Source organism: Parafrankia sp. FMc2, from assembly GCF_041008525.1.
Taxonomy (GTDB): Bacteria; Actinomycetota; Actinomycetes; order Frankiales; family Frankiaceae; genus Parafrankia.
Map to the genome: position 1 here is coordinate 81,414 of NZ_JBFLUG010000010.1, position 17,857 is coordinate 99,270.

Here is a 17,857-nt window from a genome sequence, read left to right on the forward strand (position 1 = left end):
GAGCCGCCGGGAGAACAGGGCCCCACGGGCCCCCAGTAGATCCGGCCGCCGCGGCAGGACAAGAGTGGCCGCTCCGCCGGCCGCCCGCGAGGGCGGCCTGGGCCGGGGCGCGCAAGGAGGGTGGTACCGCGGTACCCAGTACCGCCGCCGGCCGGAGCCGCAGCGGTGGTGCGGGGCGTCGTCCCTCCGCCGGAGAGCCGCACCCGCCGACGGAGACCGCCACGATGACCGCCACCCCCGACGTACCCCCACCCGCGTTCCGGCCGCTGCCTGCGCGGGTCGACCTGCCGGCCTTCGAGCGCGAGACGCTGGAGCGCTGGAAGGACTCCAAGGTCTTCCACCGGTCGCTGCAGGCCAGCGCCGACCGCCCGCTGTGGATGTTCTACGAGGGCCCGCCGACCGCGAACGGCCGGCCGGGCGCCCACCATGTCGAGGCGCGGGTCTTCAAGGACCTGTTCCCGCGCTACCGGACGATGAAGGGCTACCACGTCCCCCGCCGCGCCGGCTGGGACTGCCATGGCCTGCCGGTCGAGCTCGCGGTCGAGAAGGAACTCGGCTTCACCAGCAAGAGTGACATCGAGGACTACGGCATCGCCGCGTTCAACGCGAAGTGCCGCGAGTCCGTGCTGCGCCACGTCGCGGACTTCTCCGCCATGACCGAGCGCATGGGCTACTGGGTCGACCTCGACACCGCCTACCGCACGATGGACACCGAGTACATCGAGAGCGTCTGGTGGTCGCTGAAGCAGATCTTCGACAAGGGCCTGCTGGTGGAGGACTTCCGGGTCACTCCCTACTGCCCGCGCGACGAGACGCCGCTGTCCGACCACGAGGTCTCCCAGGGCTACAGCGACACTGACGACCCGTCGGTCTACGTGCGCTTCCCCGTCCTGGACGGGCCCCGGGACCTCGCCGCACGCGGCGCGCACCTGCTGGTGTGGACGACGACCCCGTGGACGCTGGTCTCGAACACCGCCGTGGCCGTGCACCCCGAGGTCATCTACGTGCTCACCCGGGCCGCCGGCGGCGAGCTCCTGGTGGTCGCCGAGCCGCTGGTGGCCGCCGCGGTCGGCGAGGACGCCGAGATCCTCGACCGCTTCACCGGCACCGAGCTCGCGGGCACCCGCTACGCCCGGCCGTTCGAGCTGATCCCCCTGGCACGGTTCGAGGAGTCCGCGGCAAAGGTCGTCGCCGGCCTGGGTGCCGGCACCGGGGCGGCGGGGGCCGGCCCGTCGGCGGCGGGTCCCGCGGGTCCGGCCCGCCTGCACTCGGTCGTGCTCGCCGAGTACGTGACGACGACGGACGGCACCGGGCTCGTCCACCAGTCGCCCGCCTTCGGCGCCGAGGACCTCACGGTCTGCCGCGCCAACGGCCTGGGAGTGGTCAACCCGGTCGGCCGGGATGGCCGCTTCCTGCCAGACGTGCCGCTGGTCGGCGGGCTGTTCTTCAAGGACGCCGACGCGCCGCTGTCCGCCGACCTCACCACCCGCGGCCTGATGTGGCGGGCGTCGACGTTCACGCACAGCTACCCGCACTGCTGGCGCTGCCACACCCCGCTGATCTACTATCCGCTGCCCTCCTGGTACATCCGCACCACAGCCATCCGGGACCGGCTGATCGCCGAGAACGCGCGGACGGACTGGCACCCGGAGCGGATCCGTGACGGCCGCTACGGGGAGTGGCTGCGCAACAACGTCGACTGGGCCCTGTCGCGCAGCCGGTACTGGGGCACGCCGCTGCCGGTCTGGCGCTGTGAGGCCGACCCGTCCCATGTGACCTGTGTGGGTTCGCTCGCCGAACTCTCCGAGCTCGCCGGGGCGGACCACTCCGGCCTCGACCCGCACCGCCCGTTCGTCGACGACGTCACGCTGCCCTGCCCGACCTGCGGCGGCCTCGCCCGGCGGGTCCCCGAGGTGATCGACGTCTGGTACGACAGCGGCGCCATGCCGTTCGCGCAGTGGGGCGCGCCGCACCGCAACGCCGAGGAGTTCGCCCGCCAGTACCCGGCGCGCTACATCTGCGAGGCGATCGACCAGACCCGCGGCTGGTTCTACACGCTGATGGCGATCGGCACCCTCGTGTTCGACCGGTCGTCCTACGACACGGTGCTGTGCCTGGGCCTGCTGCTGGACGCCGAAGGCCGCAAGATGAGCAAGCACGTGGGCAACGTCCTCGACCCGTTCGAGCTGTTCGAACGGCACGGCGCGGACGCCGTCCGGTGGCTCATGCTGGCCGGGGGCTCGCCCTGGTCGGACCGGCGGGTCGGGCACGAGGCGATCGAGGACATCGTCCGCAAGATCCTCCTCACCTACTGGAACACCGCGTCGTTCTTCAGCCTCTACGCCGGCGCGGCGAACTGGCGCCCCACGGCCGCGGACGGGACCGGCACCGGCTTCGGGGCCACGGCGCCAGTGCCAGGGGCGGCCGAGACGGCCGTAGCCGCCACGGACGGGCTGGAGCCGGGCACGGCGGCGGCGCCGGTGGCCGGGTCCGCCCCCGACGAGCCGGCGCGTCGGCCCGTGCTGGACCGGTGGGCGCTGTCCGAGCTGGCCGACACCGTCGCCGAGGTGGACCTGGCTCTGGAGAGCTTCGACTCGCTGCGGGCCGGCCGGCGCATCGCTCGCTTCGTCGACGACCTGTCCAACTGGTACGTCCGCCGGTCCCGGCGCCGTTTCTGGGCGGGCGACCCGAACGCGCTGGCCACCCTCTACACCTGCCTTGACGGGCTGACCCGGCTGATGTCGCCGTTCACCCCGTTCCTGACCGACTGGCTGTGGTCCCGCCTGTTCGCCGGCGTGCTGCCCGGCGCGCCGGACTCCGTCCACCTCGCGCCGTGGCCTGTGCTGCCGCCGGAACTGGTCGAGCCGGGCCTTGCCGACCGGATGGACCTGGTACGCCGGGTCGTCGAGCTGGGCCGCTCGGCCCGGGCCGCCAGCGGGGTGCGGACCCGCCAGCCCCTGCCGCGAGCAGTGGTCGGCTCGTCCGCGTTCGGCGACCTCCCGGACGAGCTGCGCGCCCAGATCGCCGAGGAGCTGAACGTCGTCGCCGTCGAGGCGGCGACCTCCGACCTGGTCGACATCAGCGTCAAGCCGAACTTCCGCGCACTCGGCCGGCGGTTCGGCAACCGCACCAAGGCGGTCGCCGCCGCCGTCACCACCGCCGGCACGCCGGTGGACGGCCGGCTGACGGTCACGGTGGACGGCGAGGCCATCGACCTCGGCGGCGACGAGCTCATCATCACCGAGACGCCGCGGGAGGGCTGGTCGGTGACCAGCGAGTCAGGGCTCTCGGTCGCCCTGGACCTGACGGTCACTCCCGAGCTCGCCCGCGCCGGACTGGCCCGCGACGTGGTGCGGGTGCTTCAGGACGCCCGCCGCGCGGCCGGACTGGAGATCACCGACCGGGTCACACTGCGCTGGTCGGCCAGCCGGGAGGAGACCGCCGCCGCCCTGCGGGAGCACGGTGGCGCCGTGGCCGACGAGATCCTCGCCACCACCTTCGAGGAGGCACCCGCGACCGCGGCCGCCACACCCGCGGAGACCCCTGCCGCGATCTCCGCCACGGCGTCCGCCGAGACGGCGGGTACCGCCGGCGGTACCGGGCGCTACGAGGGCGCCTCCGCGGAGCTCGGTCTGACGTTCACGCTCACCCGGACGACCCCCGCCGCCGTGGGCTGACCCGAGGCAGCCCCCACCCTCGGCGACTCTCGCCACCCGGCCCCGGCCCGGCTTCACCACCGGGCCGGGGCCGGCAGGGAGGGGTCGACAGCAGGCGCGGAGCTGCGCGCGCCTCGCGGGGTTCGGCGGGCGGAGGCCTGGCTCCCGATCCCGACTGACCGCCCGACCAACCGGCGTCGGCGCCGACTAACCGGCGCCGGCGCCCGCGCCCGACCCTGCGGCGCCGGCCCGACGGGCTGCGGCGACCGGCAGCAGCGCTGCGGCGAGACAGAGAAGCACCAGCGAGGCGTAGGTCCAGGTGGTCGCGACGAACAGGCCTACGACCGCGAGTACCGCGGCGACCGCTATCAGAGCACCGCTGACCATGACCATGCCGCACCGACTCTCAGCTCAGCCACCGAAAAGACCACAGAACGCCTCCGACGCCCGGCCCGTGCGTACGGGGGCAGGACGTCGGAGGCACGCGGAGCAACGATCAGAATTCCTGCATACCGGCTGCGTCCCGCCGGCCCGGGTCGAGGTCCGGACGCCCGTTGTGGCCGTTGCTCTCGCGGGCGAGGGCAGGTGCACCCATCGGCGGAGCGGTCTGGAAGGCCTGTGCCCCGACGTGCTGGGGTGGCTGGCCGGGGCCGGCGTTCTGCGGACCTCCGACGTTCGCCGGAACCGGCGTCGGGTTCGACGCACCCGGGTTGAGGCCGGGCCGGGACGGACCGCCGGGGCCGACGGCCGGCTGGGTCGGCATGCCGTCGAGGTCGCGGAGCTGCATCTCCAGGTAGGCGCGCAGCCGGGTGCGGTACTCGCGCTCGAAGGCGCGCAGCTGCTCCACCTGGCTCTCCAGCCGGCGCTTGTCGTCCTCAAGCCCACCGAGCTGCTCGGCCACGTGGGCGCGTGCCTCGCCAATAATGCGGTCGGCGTCCGCCCGCGCCTCGCGGCGGGCACGCTCGGACTCCGCCCGCGCCTCCCGCAGGGCCTCGTCGGCGGTGCGCTGCGCGAGGACGAGCGTGCGGGCGACCCGCTGCTCGATGTCGGCCTCGGTCTGGCCGGGGGCGCCGGGGCCCGTCCGGGCCGGGCCCTGCCCGCCACCGCCGACGAGGGCCGGCATGACGGTGGTGGGGCCACCCGGGACGGGCGGAGCACCGACCGGGCCGCCTGGCGCGCCGGGGGGCGGCCCCTGCGGGCCGGGGGGGCCCACGGGCTGCGGGCGCTCACGGACGGCCTGTGCTGCCTGGGCCGCCTGGGCCTGCGCCTGGGACAGGTGCCGCCGGGACTCCTCCAGCTGGCGCCGGAGCTGCTGGTTCTCCTCGAGAAGATGCGCCGGGACGCCGGGACCACCGCCACCCGAGCGACGGGCTTCGTCGAGCTGCCTGCGCAGGTCGCTGCTCTCATCCAGCAGACGCGTCAGCTCGGCTTCGACCTCATCGAGGAAGGTGTCCACCTCGTCCTCGTTGTAGCCCGTACGGAACCGTGTCGGGCTGAAGACCTTGTTCTGAACGTCCTGCGGTGTCAGCGCCACGTCGCCTCCTCGTGCGGCATCGCCGCTCCCCGAAGAGAGGGCGGTCTGCGGGCAGTCTGCCGTGCCCGCTCTCGCGGTGTTGTGCACATGACCTCGTCACAGCCTCTGCGCATAGCCCTGCAGTATGAAGATCACTACGACGAGCAGCATGAAACCGAGGTCAAGAGCAACGCTACCTACCCGCAACGGCGGAAGGAAACGCCGGATGAAGCGCAGCGGAGGGTCAGTCGCCGTGTACACGATCTCGAAGAACAGAACCAGGGGGCCGCTCGGCCGGAAGGACCCGTTGAGGGTTCGGACCAGATCGATGACCGCCCGGGCGATCAGGAGCAACAGGTAGGCCGTCAGCACCCAAAAAATCAGTGTTCCTAGTGCGCTGATGGTGCTCTCTCCCGGGGTAGCGAGGGGAAGCCTCTGGGCGACCCTACCGGACGGTCACGCCCTGACTATGACTGGTTGTAGAACCCACCCTCACGGATGCGTCGCTTGTCCGTCTCGGTGACCTCGACGTTGTGCGGCGAGAGCAGGAAGACCTTGTTGGTCACCTTCTCGATGTCGCCCCGAAGGCCGAAGATCAGCCCTGCGGCGAAGTCGACCAGCCGCTTGGCGTCGACGTCGTCCATCTCGGTGAGGTTCATGATAACGGGGGTGCCGTCACGGAACTCCTCACCGATCTGACGCGCCTCATTGTAGCTGCGCGGCTGGAGCGTCGTGATCCGGTACGGCCGGGGCTCCTCGACGGGCGCGACCCGGCGCATCGGCGTGGGTGCGGACGGTCGCAGATGCTCCACCGGCGGACGTCGCGGCATGGCGACTGGCTCCTCACGTACGTCGAGCCGGCGGACCGACCGGTCTATCGGGACCGGGTCCAGCGTGGTCCGTCGATCGTCCCTGACGGCACCTCGGGCGGCGTCGTGCCCGTCATCGTCATAGTCGTCATCGAGGTAGTCCTCGTCCTCCTCGGCGAGCCCGAGGTAGACCATCGCCCTGCGACCGAGCCCCATGGGCGCGACTCTAAGGGACACCGTGCCGTTCACCGAACAAAGCGGTGCCGATCCGAAGGTGTGTCGCGCCTTCCGCGACCGCATCTTCAAGATCACCGGACATTCCAGCACTCACCATCGTCGCCGCTGGAAAGTCGGAACGCAACCGCTCGGATACTTCACGCAGCCGCGCGAAGGCGGGCCGGGGCGGCTCCCCGCGCGGCGCCACGGCCATCACGCCGGCCAGAACAAGCCCCTCCGCCCTGGCGACGAGCTCGGCGAGCGCCGGCACATCCGGCGGCAGCGCCCCGCCGCGCGCCGCACCGCCGGCGCCCGCGTCAGGCGCGTTCTCCCCGCCCGGAAGGGATTTCCGCACTCCAGGCCCGGGCCGCGCCCCGGGCGACGTCTCCTGGTCGAGATTGACCTGAATACAAACAGCAGTTATACAGCCACGCTCTGTGGCTGCCCGGGAAAGGGTCTCGACCAGTCGCGCTCTGTCCACGGACTGCACATAGTGCGCCCAGCCGGTCACGGCTCGGGCCTTGTTGCGTTGAAGCTGACCGACGTAATGCCAGACCGGCACATCGAGCACGCCGGGCGATCCGAGGGTGGCAGGACCGTCGGCACGTGACGGAAACCATGCCCCTGGCGTGCCGTCGGGGAGGCCCGGACGGCGGATCTGGTCGCCGGGCGCGGGCACACCGGCCCCGGCGAGGGCCGCATGGACCGCCGCGGCCTTGGGGCCGGCTTCCTGCTCCCGGTTCTCGGCGAAGTGCCGGACTCCAAGAGAGCACAGCGCGACCACATCCTCGAACGGCCAGGTCTTGCTGACCGCGATCAGCGTCAGCGCGTCCGGATCGCGTCCGGCGGCCCGCGCGGCAGTCACGAGCCTGTCCCGGACGACTGTCAGGCGGGAACGCAGCCCCTCCACCCGGCGCGCATCCAGGCCCGACACTCAGGCCAACCCGGGCACTCAGGCCAGCCAGGCGAGGCCGGCGAAACGCCCGGTCCGCCCGTCCCGGCGGTACGAGAAAAGATCGTCCGACTCCGCGCTGCACCGGTCGGAGACCGTCACCGCCCCGATGCCGGCCGCCGCAAGCTGGCCACGCAGACCAGCCCGCAGGTCAAGCGAGGGAGTACCGGCGCGGGTCGTCGCCGCGCTGCCCGGGACCACCCGCTCGACGTCGGAACGCATCAGCGCGGGCACCTCGTAGCAGTGCGCGCAGATCGCGGGCCCGAGGGTGACCCTGAGGGCGCCACGGTCCACGCCCAGCTCGTCGAAGGTCGCCAGCGTGGCCGCGAGGACACCCGAGGCCATCCCCTGGCGCCCGGCGTGGGCCACACCGACAGCGGTCGGTGACTCGAACATCACCGGCACACAGTCGGCCACCAGGACGGCGAGGGCCACCCCGGCCACGTCCGTCACCATCGCGTCGGCCTCCGGCGGCGGGCCAGCCTCGCGGACGAGGCTGACCTGCGCGCCGTGCACCTGCCGCATGAACTGGACCGGCCGACCGATGCGGGACTCGAGCAGCCGCCGGTTCTCGGCGACGGCGGCCGGCTCGTCACCGACGTGGTCACCCAGGTTCAGCCCTGTGTAGGGCGGTCCGCTCGTTCCACCACCACGCGAGGTCACCAGAACGGGCACAGCCGGCTACTTCAGGAAGTCCGGGACGTCCAGCTCGTCATCGTCGGCCACGGGACGCACCGGACGGCGTGGCGGGTAGGTCGGGCGCGGGCCCGGCCGGGCCGCCTCGGCCCGCTGGGCCGCGGCGACAGCAGCCGGCCCGGGCTCCTGCCCGCCGGCACCGCCCACACCCGCCGCACCGCCACCGCTCGGCGGAGCACCGTGAGCGAAGCCGGGCCGGGGCGGCATGCCCGACGCCGTGGCCGGCGCGGCGACGCCCGGCTGGCCCGCGGGAGCGCCGGCCGCGGCCGGCGGCCGGGCGAACCCCGCGTCGGCACCCGGACCGGAGTACTCCCGGCGCGGCGGCCCGCCAGCGGACCGCTGGTCGCCAGCACCACCCGGCTGACCGCCGCCCCCGGCCGGAACCGCGGGGCGACCGTCCGGCAGCGGTTCGGGGACGTAGTGGCCGGCGGACCCGCCGGACGGCGGCTGGTAGGTCGAGTGGGACGGCGCCGGCCGCGCAGCCACGGGCATGCCCGGAATGGGCGGCAGCACAGTGGTGCTCGGCGCTGGCGCCGAGGTCTGCGGAGGCTGGCCCGAACCCTGACCCGGCCCCTGACCCGGCCCCGGAGCACCCGGAGCACCCGGCTGCGGCGGCCCCGTCGGCGCTGTGCCCCCGGGGCCTGGTGGGCGCCGCTGGTTGGCGAGAGTTCGGGTACGCCGGTCCTGGACGGTGTCGAAGCCGGCGGCGATCACCGTGACCCGGACCTCGTCACCCAGCGCGTCGTCGATCACCGCACCGAAGATGATGTTCGCCTCGGGATGCGCAGCGTCGGCGACCAGCTCCGCCGCGGCGTTGATCTCGAACAGGCCCAGGTCGGACCCGCCGGAGATGTTCAGCAGGACGCCCTGTGCGCCGTCCATGCTGGCCTCGAGCAGGGGTGAGGCAATGGCCTGCTCGGCGGCGACGGTCGCCCGGTCGTCGCCGCGGGCCCGCCCGATACCCATGAGGGCGCTGCCCGCGTGGGACATGACGGTCTTGACGTCGGCGAAGTCGAGGTTGATCAGACCGGGAGTGGTGATCAGGTCGGTGATGCCCTGGACACCGGAGAGCAGCACCTGGTCGGCACTGCGGAAGGCGTCCAGGACGCTGATGTCGCGATCGGTCATCGCGAGCAGGCGGTCGTTCGGGATAACGATGAGGGTGTCGACCTCGTTGCGCAGAGTGTCGATACCCGTATCGGCCTGGGTGGCGCGGCGGCGGCCTTCGAAGGTGAACGGACGGGTCACGACGCCGATCGTCAGCGCGCCGAGCGACCGCGCCACGTTGGCGACCACGGGTGCGCCTCCGGTACCGGTGCCACCGCCCTCGCCAGCCGTGACGAAGACCATGTCGGCCCCCTTGAGGACCTCCTCGATCTCCTCGCGGTGGTCCTCTGCGGCCTGCCGACCCACTTCGGGGTCGGCGCCGGCGCCGAGGCCCCGGGTGAGTTCACGGCCGACGTCGAGCTTGACGTCGGCATCGCTCATCAACAGCGCCTGGGCGTCAGTGTTGATGGCGATGAACTCGACACCCTTGAGCCCGACTTCGATCATCCGGTTGACGGCGTTCACGCCGCCTCCGCCTATCCCGACGACCTTGATGACCGCGAGATAGTTCTGGGGGGCTGCCATGCGGTGTCGGTCCTCCAGCGGCGTCGGGTGGGCAGGCAGGGGGCTCCCCGGCTCCGAGCCCGCGGCCTCTGAAGGCCGATGGAGCGGGGAAGCAGCCGAGCAGCCTCAACCTTCACCGTCAGCTAGACGGTTACAGTTATGTCAACTTCCGACTGTGGATCGGACAGTAGGCACGGCTTCGGCAGTGGTCAAGGACGCTGTCGGCGCGTCACACCAATGGGATTCACGTCCCCTTCGTCACACCGGTCCCAGCTCGCCCGGGCGCCTTCGCGCAGGCCCGGCCGGGTGGTGTGTACTGCGTGGCGTGACCGGTCAGAACTCCGCGGACCCGCCCGCCGCGACGACCCCGCGGCCAGCCCCCGCCGGCCCCTCGACCGAACCCCCCGTGGTCCGCTCCGCGGAGCCGTCCGCCGGCCCCGTTCCCAGCCAGGGCTCCGGCCCGGGCAGGGCCCCTGGTGCGAGCCCGGACCCCGCCGCCCACGGTGCCGGCAGGCACGGGAGGCGCGTGCACTTCCTCGGCATCGGCGGCTCGGGCCTGTCGCCACTCGCCCGGATTCACCTGGCTGGCGGCGGTCTGGCCTCCGGCAGCGACCAGGAGGACTCGCCACGGATCGCCGCGCTGCGGGCGCTGGGCGTACCGGTCCGCGTCGGCCCGGCCGCCGGCCCGGCGGCGCTCGCCGCGGAGCTGAGCGGAGCCGAGGTGGTCGTGGCCTCGAGCGCCCTGCGTGACGACCACCCCGAGGTCGTAGCCGCCCGTGAGCTGGGCATCCCCGTGCGGCGCCGCGCCGACTGGCTGCCGGAGCTGACCGCCGCCTACCGGCTGGTCGCGGTCGCCGGCTCGCACGGCAAGACCACGACGGCCGCCATGCTCACTCTGGTACTGCGGGCCGGCGGGTTGGACCCGACCGCCGTGATCGGGGCCGAGGTGGCCCAACTGGGCGGCAGCGCCGTCACCGGGACGAGTGACGTGTTCGTCCTGGAGGCCGACGAGTACGGCGGCGCGTTCGCCGGGCTGGACCCCGAGCTCGCCATCATCACCAACGTCGAGTGGGAGCATCCCGACCTCTTCCCTGACGAGGCCTCCGTCCAGGCCGTGTTCACCGACTTCGCGGCGCGGGTCCGCCCGGGCGGCCGGCTCGTCGTCTGCGGCGACCACCCGGGTGTCGTCGCCGTGCTCGACCGGCTCGACCGGCGTGCCGGTCCGGGCGGCGCGACCAGTCCGGCCGGCGCGGCGGGCCAAGCCCGGGTGGTGGACTACGGCTTCGAGGCCGGGCGGACCTGGCGGGCGGTGGACTACACCCCCCGTCCGGGCGGGGGATCGGTGTCGACCGTGCTGCGTGCCGGCGCCCCGGTGGGGCAGCTCTCGCTGGCGCTGCCCGGCCCGCACGTCGCCCTCAACGCCCTCGCCGCCCTCGCCACCGCCGTGGAGCTCGGCGTGCCGCCCGGCCGGGCCCTGGAGGCCCTGGCAACGTACACGGGTGCCGCGCGGCGGTTCGACACCATCGGGCGGGCGGTCACGCCGGCCGGCACCCCGGTCGAGATCGTCGACGACTACGCCCACCACCCGACGGAGATCCGCGCCACCCTGCGGGCGGCCCGCGACCGGGCGGCCGGGCGGCCTGTCTGGGCGGTGGCTCAGCCGCACACGTTCAGCCGCCTGGCGGCGCTGCTGGACGACTTCGCGACGTCCTTCGGCGACGCCGACCGCGTCTACGTGACCGACATCTACGCGGCGCGTGAGACCGACGACCTCGGCCTGCACGCGGCCGACCTGACGGCGAGGATCAGCGAGCCGGCGGACACCGGCTACGTGCCGTGGCCGGACCTGCCCGCCCGGCTGCTCGCGGACCTGGACGCCGCGGCGGGCGACGCGCCCGGAGGTGTCCTGCTCCTCACCCTCGGGGCGGGCACGGTCACCACGGTGGGTCCCGGCCTGCTCGACCGGCTCGCGCAGCCCGCCGGAGCCGCCCATTCGGTAGGCAGCGGGACAGAGTCCCAGGACGCGACCGGCCTGCCGGCCTGACCCTGCCGAGCACCTCCCCGCGTCAATGGTTGACTGCGCCGCGTGACGTTCACAGGTGAGCGGGCGTGTGCCAGTCCTCCCGGCAGCCCGACGGCGAAGGTGAGGACCCGACGATGACCGAGACGCGTGACGCGCAGAGCCGCGGATTCGACTTCCGGGTGGTCAACCAGGCGGTGATCACCGAGTACCGGGCCACCGGTGGGAAGCTGGAGAAGACCCTGGCCGGTTCGCGGCTCCTCCTGCTGACCACTGTCGGCGAGCGCACCGGCCGCGGGCACACCACTCCGCTGGGCTATGTCGTGGACGAGCCGGCGAGCCTCAACGAACCGGCGAGCGTGGACGAACCGGAAGCCGTGGACGAACCAGAAGCGGTCGACGAACCGGTAGCCGGGCGTCGTCTCGTCGTCTACGCCTCGAACATGGCGGCCGCGGAGCACCCGCAGTGGTACCGCAACCTGCTGGCGCAGCCGAAGGTCACGGTCGAGCTCGAGGCCGACCGGTTCGACGCCGAGGCCGCCACCGCCACCGGGCCGGAACGCGACCGTCTCTACGCGGCGCTGGTCGAAGGCATGCCGGGGCTGCGCACCCACCGGGACCAGGCGACCCGGGAGATCCCCGTCGTCGTCCTGACCCGGCTCCCCTGAGCAGGGTTGGCCGCGGCTGCGCCGGGATCATCCGCCACCGCCACGCGCCGGACGGCACCGGCTGGACCGGCTGGCCGGTCTAGCCGGTGCCGCTCGCCAGCAGACGCAGCAGCTCGGGGCCGATCTGCGTCACGTCGCCCGCGCCGAGGGTGAGGACGAGGTCGCCCGGGGCGGCCCGGTCAAGCAGGACGCCGGGAACCGTCGACCACGACGGTTCGTAGACGACCTCGGCCGTCCCGCCCCGGGCGGCCGCCGCGACCCGGGCACCGCCCGCGCCAGGTTCGGGCCGCTGGGCACCGCCGTAGACGTCCATCACCACCACCACGTCGGCGGGCCGCAGCGCGGCACCGAAGTCCTCCGCGAGCAGCGCCGTGCGGCTGTAGAGGTGCGGCTGGAAGGCGACCACGACCCGGCCGCCGCCGGCCAGCGCCCGCGCGGTGGCGATCGCGGCGGAAACCCGGTCGGGGTGGTTGGCGTAGTCGTCGACGACCCGCACCCCGCGGGCCGATCCCAGTGGCTCGAACCGGCGCCGGACCCCGGCGAACGAGGCCAGTCCGGTCAGCAGGCCCTCCGGCCGGGCGCCGAGCGCGAGCCCGGCCGCGAGCGCCGCCGCGCCGTCGAGGAGATGGTGGCGGCCGGGGACCTTCAGCACCATCCGGCCGAGCGGGACGCCGTGCGCCACGACCTCGGCGCTGGTCCGGGCGGGCGAGATCTCCACGGCGGAGAGCCGGACGTCCGCCGACGGGCCGAAGCCATAGCCGATCAGCCAGGACGTCGGCCCAGCCGCACCGCCTCCAGGCGCGCTGACCGCGGCGGCGTCGCGGGCCACGGCGGCGTCGCGGGCCACGGCGGCGTCGCGGGCGGCCGCGGTGGCGAGGGCCCAGCCGGCCTCGTCGTCCACACAGGCGACCAGGAATCCGGCGGGCTCGATCCGGTGCAGGAAGGTCGCGAAGGACGCCCGCAGGGCGGGCACCGTCCGGTAGTAGTCGAGGTGTTCGGGGGCCACCCCGGTCAGCACCGCGCCGTGCGGCTGGAGCTGCCAGAAGGCCGCGCCCTCCTCCTCGGCCTCCACCACCATCAGGTCGGAGCTGCCCGCGTGGGTGTGTGATCCGGCCTCGCCCGGATCCCCGCCGACCGCGAAGGTGAGGTCCTCCCCGCCGGCCTGCAGCGCGGCGGTCAGCATCATCGCCACCGTCGTCTTGCCGTGGGAGCCGGCGACCGCCACCCCGCGGTGCCCCTGCATGAGCCCCGCCAGCGCCGCGGACCGGGTCAGGATCCGAAGGTCGCGCCGCCGCGCCTCGGCGAGCTGGGGGTCGTCGAGGCGCACCGCGGGTGCGACGACGACGAGTTCCACGCCGTCGAACCGGGCCGGGTCGACGGCGGCCGGATCGCGGCCGACGGTGATGGGGATCCCCAGCGCTCGCAACGTCGCCAGCTGGCGGGACTCGACCGCGTCACTGCCGGACACCACCGCCCCCCGGGCGACCAGCAGCCGGGCGAGGCCGCTCATGGCCACCCCGCCGATGCCGACGAGATGTACCCGCCGCCAGCCGTCGGGGAGATCTCGCGCCACCACGCCGCGAGCCCTCAGCCTGCCGCGTGCCGCGGTCCGGCGTGCCGGCGGCCCGCCTCCGCCTGCCTGATCATGGCGACGATCGCGCGGGCGGCGTCCGGGTGCCCGGTGCCCGCGCAGGCGGCGGACATCTTCGCCAGCCGTTCGGGTGCGGTGAGCACCGGGAGCAGGTTGGCGGTCAGCCACCCGGGGCTGAGCTCGGCGTCCTCGACCAGCAGGCCGCCGCCCGCCTCGACCGTCGGCAGCGCGTTGCGGCGCTGCTCCCCGTTGCCGTGCGGCAGCGGGACGTACACGGCCGGCAGCCCGACCGCCGCCAGCTCGGCGCAGGTCATCGCGCCGGAGCGGCACAGACTCATGTCGGCGGCGGCGTAGGCGGACGGGATGTGGTCCAGGTAGGGCACCACCCGGTACGGCGCCGGCAGGCCCGGTGGCAGCGCGGCGACGACCTCGTCGTAGTTCTTCGGCCCCGCCGCGTGCAGGACCTGGATCCCGGCCCCGGTCAGCTCCCGCGCCGCCCCGGTGAGCACGGTGTTGAGCGAGCGGGCGCCCTGCGAGCCGCCGAACACCAGCAGCGTCGCCCGGTACGGGTCCAGGCCGTACCGGGCCCGCGCCGCACGGGCCGCCGGGGCCGAACGGTCCAGGGTGAGGATCTCCGCACGCAGCGGGATGCCGGTCAGCCGGCCGCCCCGCAGCGGGGTGGCCGGGTAGGAGGTGGCAACGAACGGCGTGAGCCGCGCGCCGAGCCGGTTCGCGAGCCCCGGCAGCGGGTTCGCCTCGTGCACCACGATCGGCAGCCGCAGCCGGCGGGCCGCCAGGTAGGCGGGCACCGAGACATAGCCGCCGAAGCCGACGACGACGTCGGCGCGGACGTCCCGCGCCGCCGCGCGCGCCGCCGACACCGCGGCGAGCAGCCGGTTCGGCACCGTCAGCAGGGCCGGGGTCGGGCGCCTGGGCATCGGCACCTTCGGCACGGTCGCCAGCTCGTACCCGCGGGCGGGGACGAGCTTCGCCTCCAGGCCCGTCTCGGTGCCGAGCAGGGTCACCCGGATGCGGGGCTCGTCCGCACGCAGCGCGTCAGCCACCGCGAGGGCTGGTTCCACGTGGCCGGCAGTTCCGCCGCCGGCGAGCAGCACACTTCGCAACATCGGCTCTGACGATTCCACATCGGGACCGCCCACACGCAACATGGTCGCCCGAGAGCGTCGGCGCGCCGAGGCAGGCGTCAGTTAGCGTCGAGCGCGACACCTCCGGCACCGGTCGCCGCGGCCCCCTCGCCCGGCGCGGCGGTCGCGCCGCGCGCGGCGGGTTCGGCCCGGCGGCGGCGCAGCCAGCGGCCCGTCCGGCCGGCGCGACGGGCCTCGGCGCGGGCGGCCAGATAGCTGGCGGCGTCCGGCTCGCAGCGCGCGAAGGCCAGCAGCATGCCGAGCGCGCCCATGGTCGGCAGCAGCGCCGAGCCACCGAACGACACGAGCGGCAGCGTGACCCCGGTGATCGGCAGCAGGCCGACGACGGCGCCCATGTTCACCACGGCCTGCGCGATGAGCCAGGCGGTCACCCCCGCTGCGGCGAGCCGGATGAACAGGTCGTCCGTGCGGTGCGCGATGCGCAGGCCGGCGTAGCCCATCACCCCGAACAGGCCCACCGTCACCAGGCTGCCCAGCAGGCCCAGTTCCTCCCCGATGATCGCGAGGATGAAGTCCGTGTGCACGGCGGGCAGCAGGTCCGGCCACTTCTCCTTGGACGCGCCCAGCCCCTCACCCCACCAGCCGCCCGAGGACAGCGCGTAGATGCCCTGGACCGCCTGATACCCGCTCTTGTCCGGGTCGGCGAACGGATCCCGGAACGACATCAGCCGTTCCAGCCGGTAGGGCGCGCTGACCGCGAGGATGGTGGCGCAGAGGACCATGCCGCCGAGCAGGCTGGCGTAGATCCGCAGCGGGGTGCCGATCACCCACAGCACCGCCAGCGGCACCACCGTCACGCAGATGGCCCCGCCCAGGTCGGGCTCGAGCATGAGCAGCAGGTCTACGAACAGGAAGCCGGGCACCACCGGGACGACCAGGTGCTTCCAGTCCACCAGCAGCCGGCGCTTGCGGACCAGCACGTCGGAGCACCACAGCAGCAGCGAGATCTTGGCGAACTCGCTCGGCTGCAGCGTGTACGGGCCGATCGGGATCCACTGCCGGGCGCCGTTCTCGACGTGCCCGATGCCGGGGACGAGTACCGCCAGCAGCAGCACCAGCGTGATGCCGAGCAACGGGTACGCCGCCGCCCGGAAGACCCGCACCGGCAGCCGGCTTGCGATCATCAGCAGCGGGATGCCGATCGCCGCCCAGGTCGCCTGGCGCAGAAAGAGCGTGTAGGACGAGCCGAAGTCCTGGAACGACCGCACGCTGGACGCCGACAGCACCATGACCAGGCCGAGGAGCAGCAGCAGGCCGGCCGAGGAGAGCAGCAGGTAGTACGAGGCCATCGGGCGGTCGAGGATCGGGGTCCGGGGATCGCTGGCCCAGGCCTGGTCGGCACCGGCCGCCCCGGCCGGGCCGGTGGCGGCAGCCGGGCGGGCCGCGGCAGCCGCGCCGGCGGCGGTAGGTCCGGCGGCGTCATCCGCACCTGCCGCCTTGCCGCCCGCTCCGGCGACGCGCGAGGCAGTGGTAGTGCCCGCGGCCGGTGGGAGGGAGGTGACCGCGGTGGCGGCCGGGCTGCCCGTGCCCTTGGTTCCGCTGGTGACCCTGTGTGGTCCGGTGGTCCGCGCGCCGGTCATCGGGATCTCGCCGTGGATACCCCGGCCGTCAGGCCGGGGAGGAAACGGCGCCCCACGCGGGAACGCATACGGGGATTCCCTTTCGGTAGAGTCAGAACGTGTCCCGCTACCGGCTCGATCCGGCACCCGGACAGGTTGCCGGGCTCGCCGAGCACTGCGGGCATGCCCGTTTCGTGTGGAATTTGGCTGTTGAACAGCAGTCGTGGTGGACGCCTTACCGGGGAAAGGCGCCGAACCATCTGAAACGGTGCCGGCAGTTGACGGTCGCGCGGGCGGAGTTCGACTGGCTTCGGGCCGGATCGCAGATGGTTCAGCAGCAGGCGCTGCGGGATTTCGACCAGACCATGCGGAACTTCTTCCGTGGTTCGCACAGACGCCCGGTCTACCGGAAACGCGGCCAGTCCGAGGGCTTCCAGGTCGTCGGTAGACACGCCCGGGTCGAGAAGCTGAACCGGAAGTGGTCCCGGTGCTGGGTCCCGAAGGTCGGCTGGGTGAAGTTCCGTGTGTCGCGGACCGTTCCGGGCTTCAGGTCCTACCGGATCGCCCGTGACCGGGCGGGTCGCTGGCATGTCGCGTTCGCCGGCGCCCCCGCACCCGGTGACGGACCCGGCACGGGAGAGGTCGTCGGGGTCGACCGTGGCGTGAAGGTCTCCGCCGCGTTGTCGACCGGCCAGTTGCTGAGGTGCCCGGGGCTGCGGCCGAAGGAGACCGAACGGCTCCGCCGGCTGGCACGGCGGCTGTCCAGGGCCAGCCGGGGCAGCACCCGGCGCGCTCGGCTGCGTGGTCAGGTCGCCCGGGTGAAGGCCCGACAGGCCGACCGGCGCAAGGACTGGGTCGAGAAGACCAGTACTGACCTCGCTCGCCAGTTTGACCTGATCCGGGCGGAGGACCTGAACATTCTGGGCATGACGCGGTCGGCGCGGGGCACGGTCGCCGAGCCGGGCCGCAATGTGGCGCAGAAAGCCGGGTTGAACCGGTCGATTCTCGCTGCCGGCTGGGGTCTGCTCGTCCAACGCCTCGAACACAAGGCGCCGGGCCGGGTGGAGAAGGTCCCGGCCGCCTATACGAGTCAGCGTTGCTCGGTCTGCGGGCACACAGCATCCGGGAACCGTGAGAGCCAAGCGGTATTCCGGTGCGTGGCCTGCGGGCACACGGCCAACGCGGACATCAACGCAGCCTGCGACATCGCCGCAGGACGTGCGGTGAACGCGCGGGGAGGCACGGCACTGGCCCTGCCCGTGAACCGCGAACCTCAACACCACGCACCTCCCCTGGTGGGTGCGTAGGAGTTGGAATCCCCCTCGTTCACTCACGAGGGGGAGGACGTCAAGCGCTCTCTCACGCTCCCCCATCCCTATCCCCACCCCATCCCCCGGCGC

The 17,857-nt window shown here is 73.5% G+C and carries 14 protein-coding genes; 4 read left to right on the top strand and 10 right to left on the bottom strand.

Annotated features, from left to right (window positions below; genetic code table 11):
• Window positions 1-224: 224 nt before the first annotated feature.
• Entirely contained in the window at window positions 225-3,677 is a 3,453-nt protein-coding gene (gene ileS, locus AB1460_RS06255) for an isoleucine--tRNA ligase (protein WP_368959653.1), read from the top strand.
• A gap of 186 nt (window positions 3,678-3,863) precedes the next feature.
• Here ileS and AB1460_RS06260 read toward each other — a convergent pair whose 3' ends face one another.
• The 7 genes from AB1460_RS06260 to ftsZ form a co-directional block, all read right to left on the bottom strand.
• The gene (locus AB1460_RS06260; RefSeq protein WP_368959654.1) at window positions 3,864-4,049 is read right to left on the bottom strand and encodes a hypothetical protein; all 186 of its coding nucleotides are present in this window, start codon (window positions 4,047-4,049) and stop codon (window positions 3,864-3,866) included.
• A gap of 103 nt (window positions 4,050-4,152) precedes the next feature.
• Window positions 4,153-5,190, bottom strand: a complete 1,038-nt coding sequence (locus tag AB1460_RS06265) for a DivIVA domain-containing protein (protein ID WP_368959655.1) — start codon at window positions 5,188-5,190, stop codon at window positions 4,153-4,155.
• Between the two features lie 96 nt (window positions 5,191-5,286).
• The gene (locus AB1460_RS06270) at window positions 5,287-5,541 is read right to left on the bottom strand and encodes a YggT family protein (RefSeq protein ID WP_071082755.1); all 255 of its coding nucleotides are present in this window, start codon (window positions 5,539-5,541) and stop codon (window positions 5,287-5,289) included.
• Between the two features lie 95 nt (window positions 5,542-5,636).
• Window positions 5,637-6,194, bottom strand: a complete 558-nt coding sequence (locus tag AB1460_RS06275) for a cell division protein SepF (protein WP_368959656.1) — start codon at window positions 6,192-6,194, stop codon at window positions 5,637-5,639.
• Window positions 6,195-6,204: 10 nt separating this feature from the next.
• A complete protein-coding gene (locus tag AB1460_RS06280) occupies window positions 6,205-7,128 on the bottom strand; it encodes a YggS family pyridoxal phosphate enzyme (RefSeq protein ID WP_368959657.1) in 924 nt (307 codons plus the stop codon).
• 18 nt (window positions 7,129-7,146) lie between these two features.
• Window positions 7,147-7,821 carry a peptidoglycan editing factor PgeF gene (gene pgeF, locus AB1460_RS06285; RefSeq protein ID WP_368959658.1) on the bottom strand — a complete coding sequence of 225 codons (675 nt, stop codon included), beginning with the start codon at window positions 7,819-7,821 and terminating at the stop codon, window positions 7,147-7,149.
• Window positions 7,822-7,827: 6 nt separating this feature from the next.
• A complete protein-coding gene (ftsZ, locus tag AB1460_RS06290; protein WP_368959659.1) occupies window positions 7,828-9,474 on the bottom strand; it encodes a cell division protein FtsZ in 1,647 nt (548 codons plus the stop codon).
• 505 nt (window positions 9,475-9,979) lie between these two features.
• On the opposite strand from ftsZ, the gene murC (AB1460_RS06295) reads away from it, so the two are divergent.
• Window positions 9,980-11,497, top strand: coding sequence for a UDP-N-acetylmuramate--L-alanine ligase (gene murC, locus AB1460_RS06295; RefSeq protein WP_368959675.1), 1,518 nt, complete (start codon window positions 9,980-9,982; stop codon window positions 11,495-11,497).
• A 113-nt stretch (window positions 11,498-11,610) separates the two neighbouring features.
• Window positions 11,611-12,141 carry a nitroreductase/quinone reductase family protein gene (locus AB1460_RS06300; RefSeq protein ID WP_368959660.1) on the top strand — a complete coding sequence of 177 codons (531 nt, stop codon included), beginning with the start codon at window positions 11,611-11,613 and terminating at the stop codon, window positions 12,139-12,141.
• Between the two features lie 79 nt (window positions 12,142-12,220).
• On the opposite strand, the gene murC (AB1460_RS06305) is transcribed toward AB1460_RS06300, so the two are convergent.
• From murC (AB1460_RS06305) to ftsW, 3 genes are all read right to left on the bottom strand, one after another.
• On the bottom strand, window positions 12,221-13,717 hold the full coding sequence (gene murC / locus AB1460_RS06305; protein ID WP_368959661.1) for a UDP-N-acetylmuramate--L-alanine ligase: 1,497 nt from the start codon (window positions 13,715-13,717) through the stop codon (window positions 12,221-12,223).
• 11 nt (window positions 13,718-13,728) lie between these two features.
• Window positions 13,729-14,859, bottom strand: coding sequence for an undecaprenyldiphospho-muramoylpentapeptide beta-N-acetylglucosaminyltransferase (gene murG / locus AB1460_RS06310; RefSeq protein ID WP_368959662.1), 1,131 nt, complete (start codon window positions 14,857-14,859; stop codon window positions 13,729-13,731).
• Between the two features lie 77 nt (window positions 14,860-14,936).
• The gene (gene ftsW, locus AB1460_RS06315) at window positions 14,937-16,478 is read right to left on the bottom strand and encodes a putative lipid II flippase FtsW (protein WP_368959663.1); all 1,542 of its coding nucleotides are present in this window, start codon (window positions 16,476-16,478) and stop codon (window positions 14,937-14,939) included.
• Window positions 16,479-16,576: 98 nt separating this feature from the next.
• On the opposite strand from ftsW, the gene AB1460_RS06320 reads away from it, so the two are divergent.
• Window positions 16,577-17,764 carry an RNA-guided endonuclease InsQ/TnpB family protein gene (locus tag AB1460_RS06320; RefSeq protein WP_368959664.1) on the top strand — a complete coding sequence of 396 codons (1,188 nt, stop codon included), beginning with the start codon at window positions 16,577-16,579 and terminating at the stop codon, window positions 17,762-17,764.
• Window positions 17,765-17,857: the final 93 nt, after the last annotated feature.

Excerpts from the sequence above, each read along its gene's own strand:
- ileS (WP_368959653.1), top strand. The coding sequence starts at position 225 with ATGACCGCCACCCCCGACGTACCCCCACCCGCGTTCCGGCCGCTGCCT.
- AB1460_RS06260 (WP_368959654.1), bottom strand. The coding sequence starts at position 4,049 with ATGGTCATGGTCAGCGGTGCTCTGATAGCGGTCGCCGCGGTACTCGCG.
- AB1460_RS06275 (WP_368959656.1), bottom strand. The coding sequence starts at position 6,194 with ATGGGGCTCGGTCGCAGGGCGATGGTCTACCTCGGGCTCGCCGAGGAG.
- ftsZ (WP_368959659.1), bottom strand. The coding sequence starts at position 9,474 with ATGGCAGCCCCCCAGAACTATCTCGCGGTCATCAAGGTCGTCGGGATA.
- AB1460_RS06300 (WP_368959660.1), top strand. The coding sequence starts at position 11,611 with ATGACCGAGACGCGTGACGCGCAGAGCCGCGGATTCGACTTCCGGGTG.
- murG (WP_368959662.1), bottom strand. The coding sequence starts at position 14,859 with ATGTTGCGAAGTGTGCTGCTCGCCGGCGGCGGAACTGCCGGCCACGTG.
- ftsW (WP_368959663.1), bottom strand. The coding sequence starts at position 16,478 with ATGACCGGCGCGCGGACCACCGGACCACACAGGGTCACCAGCGGAACC.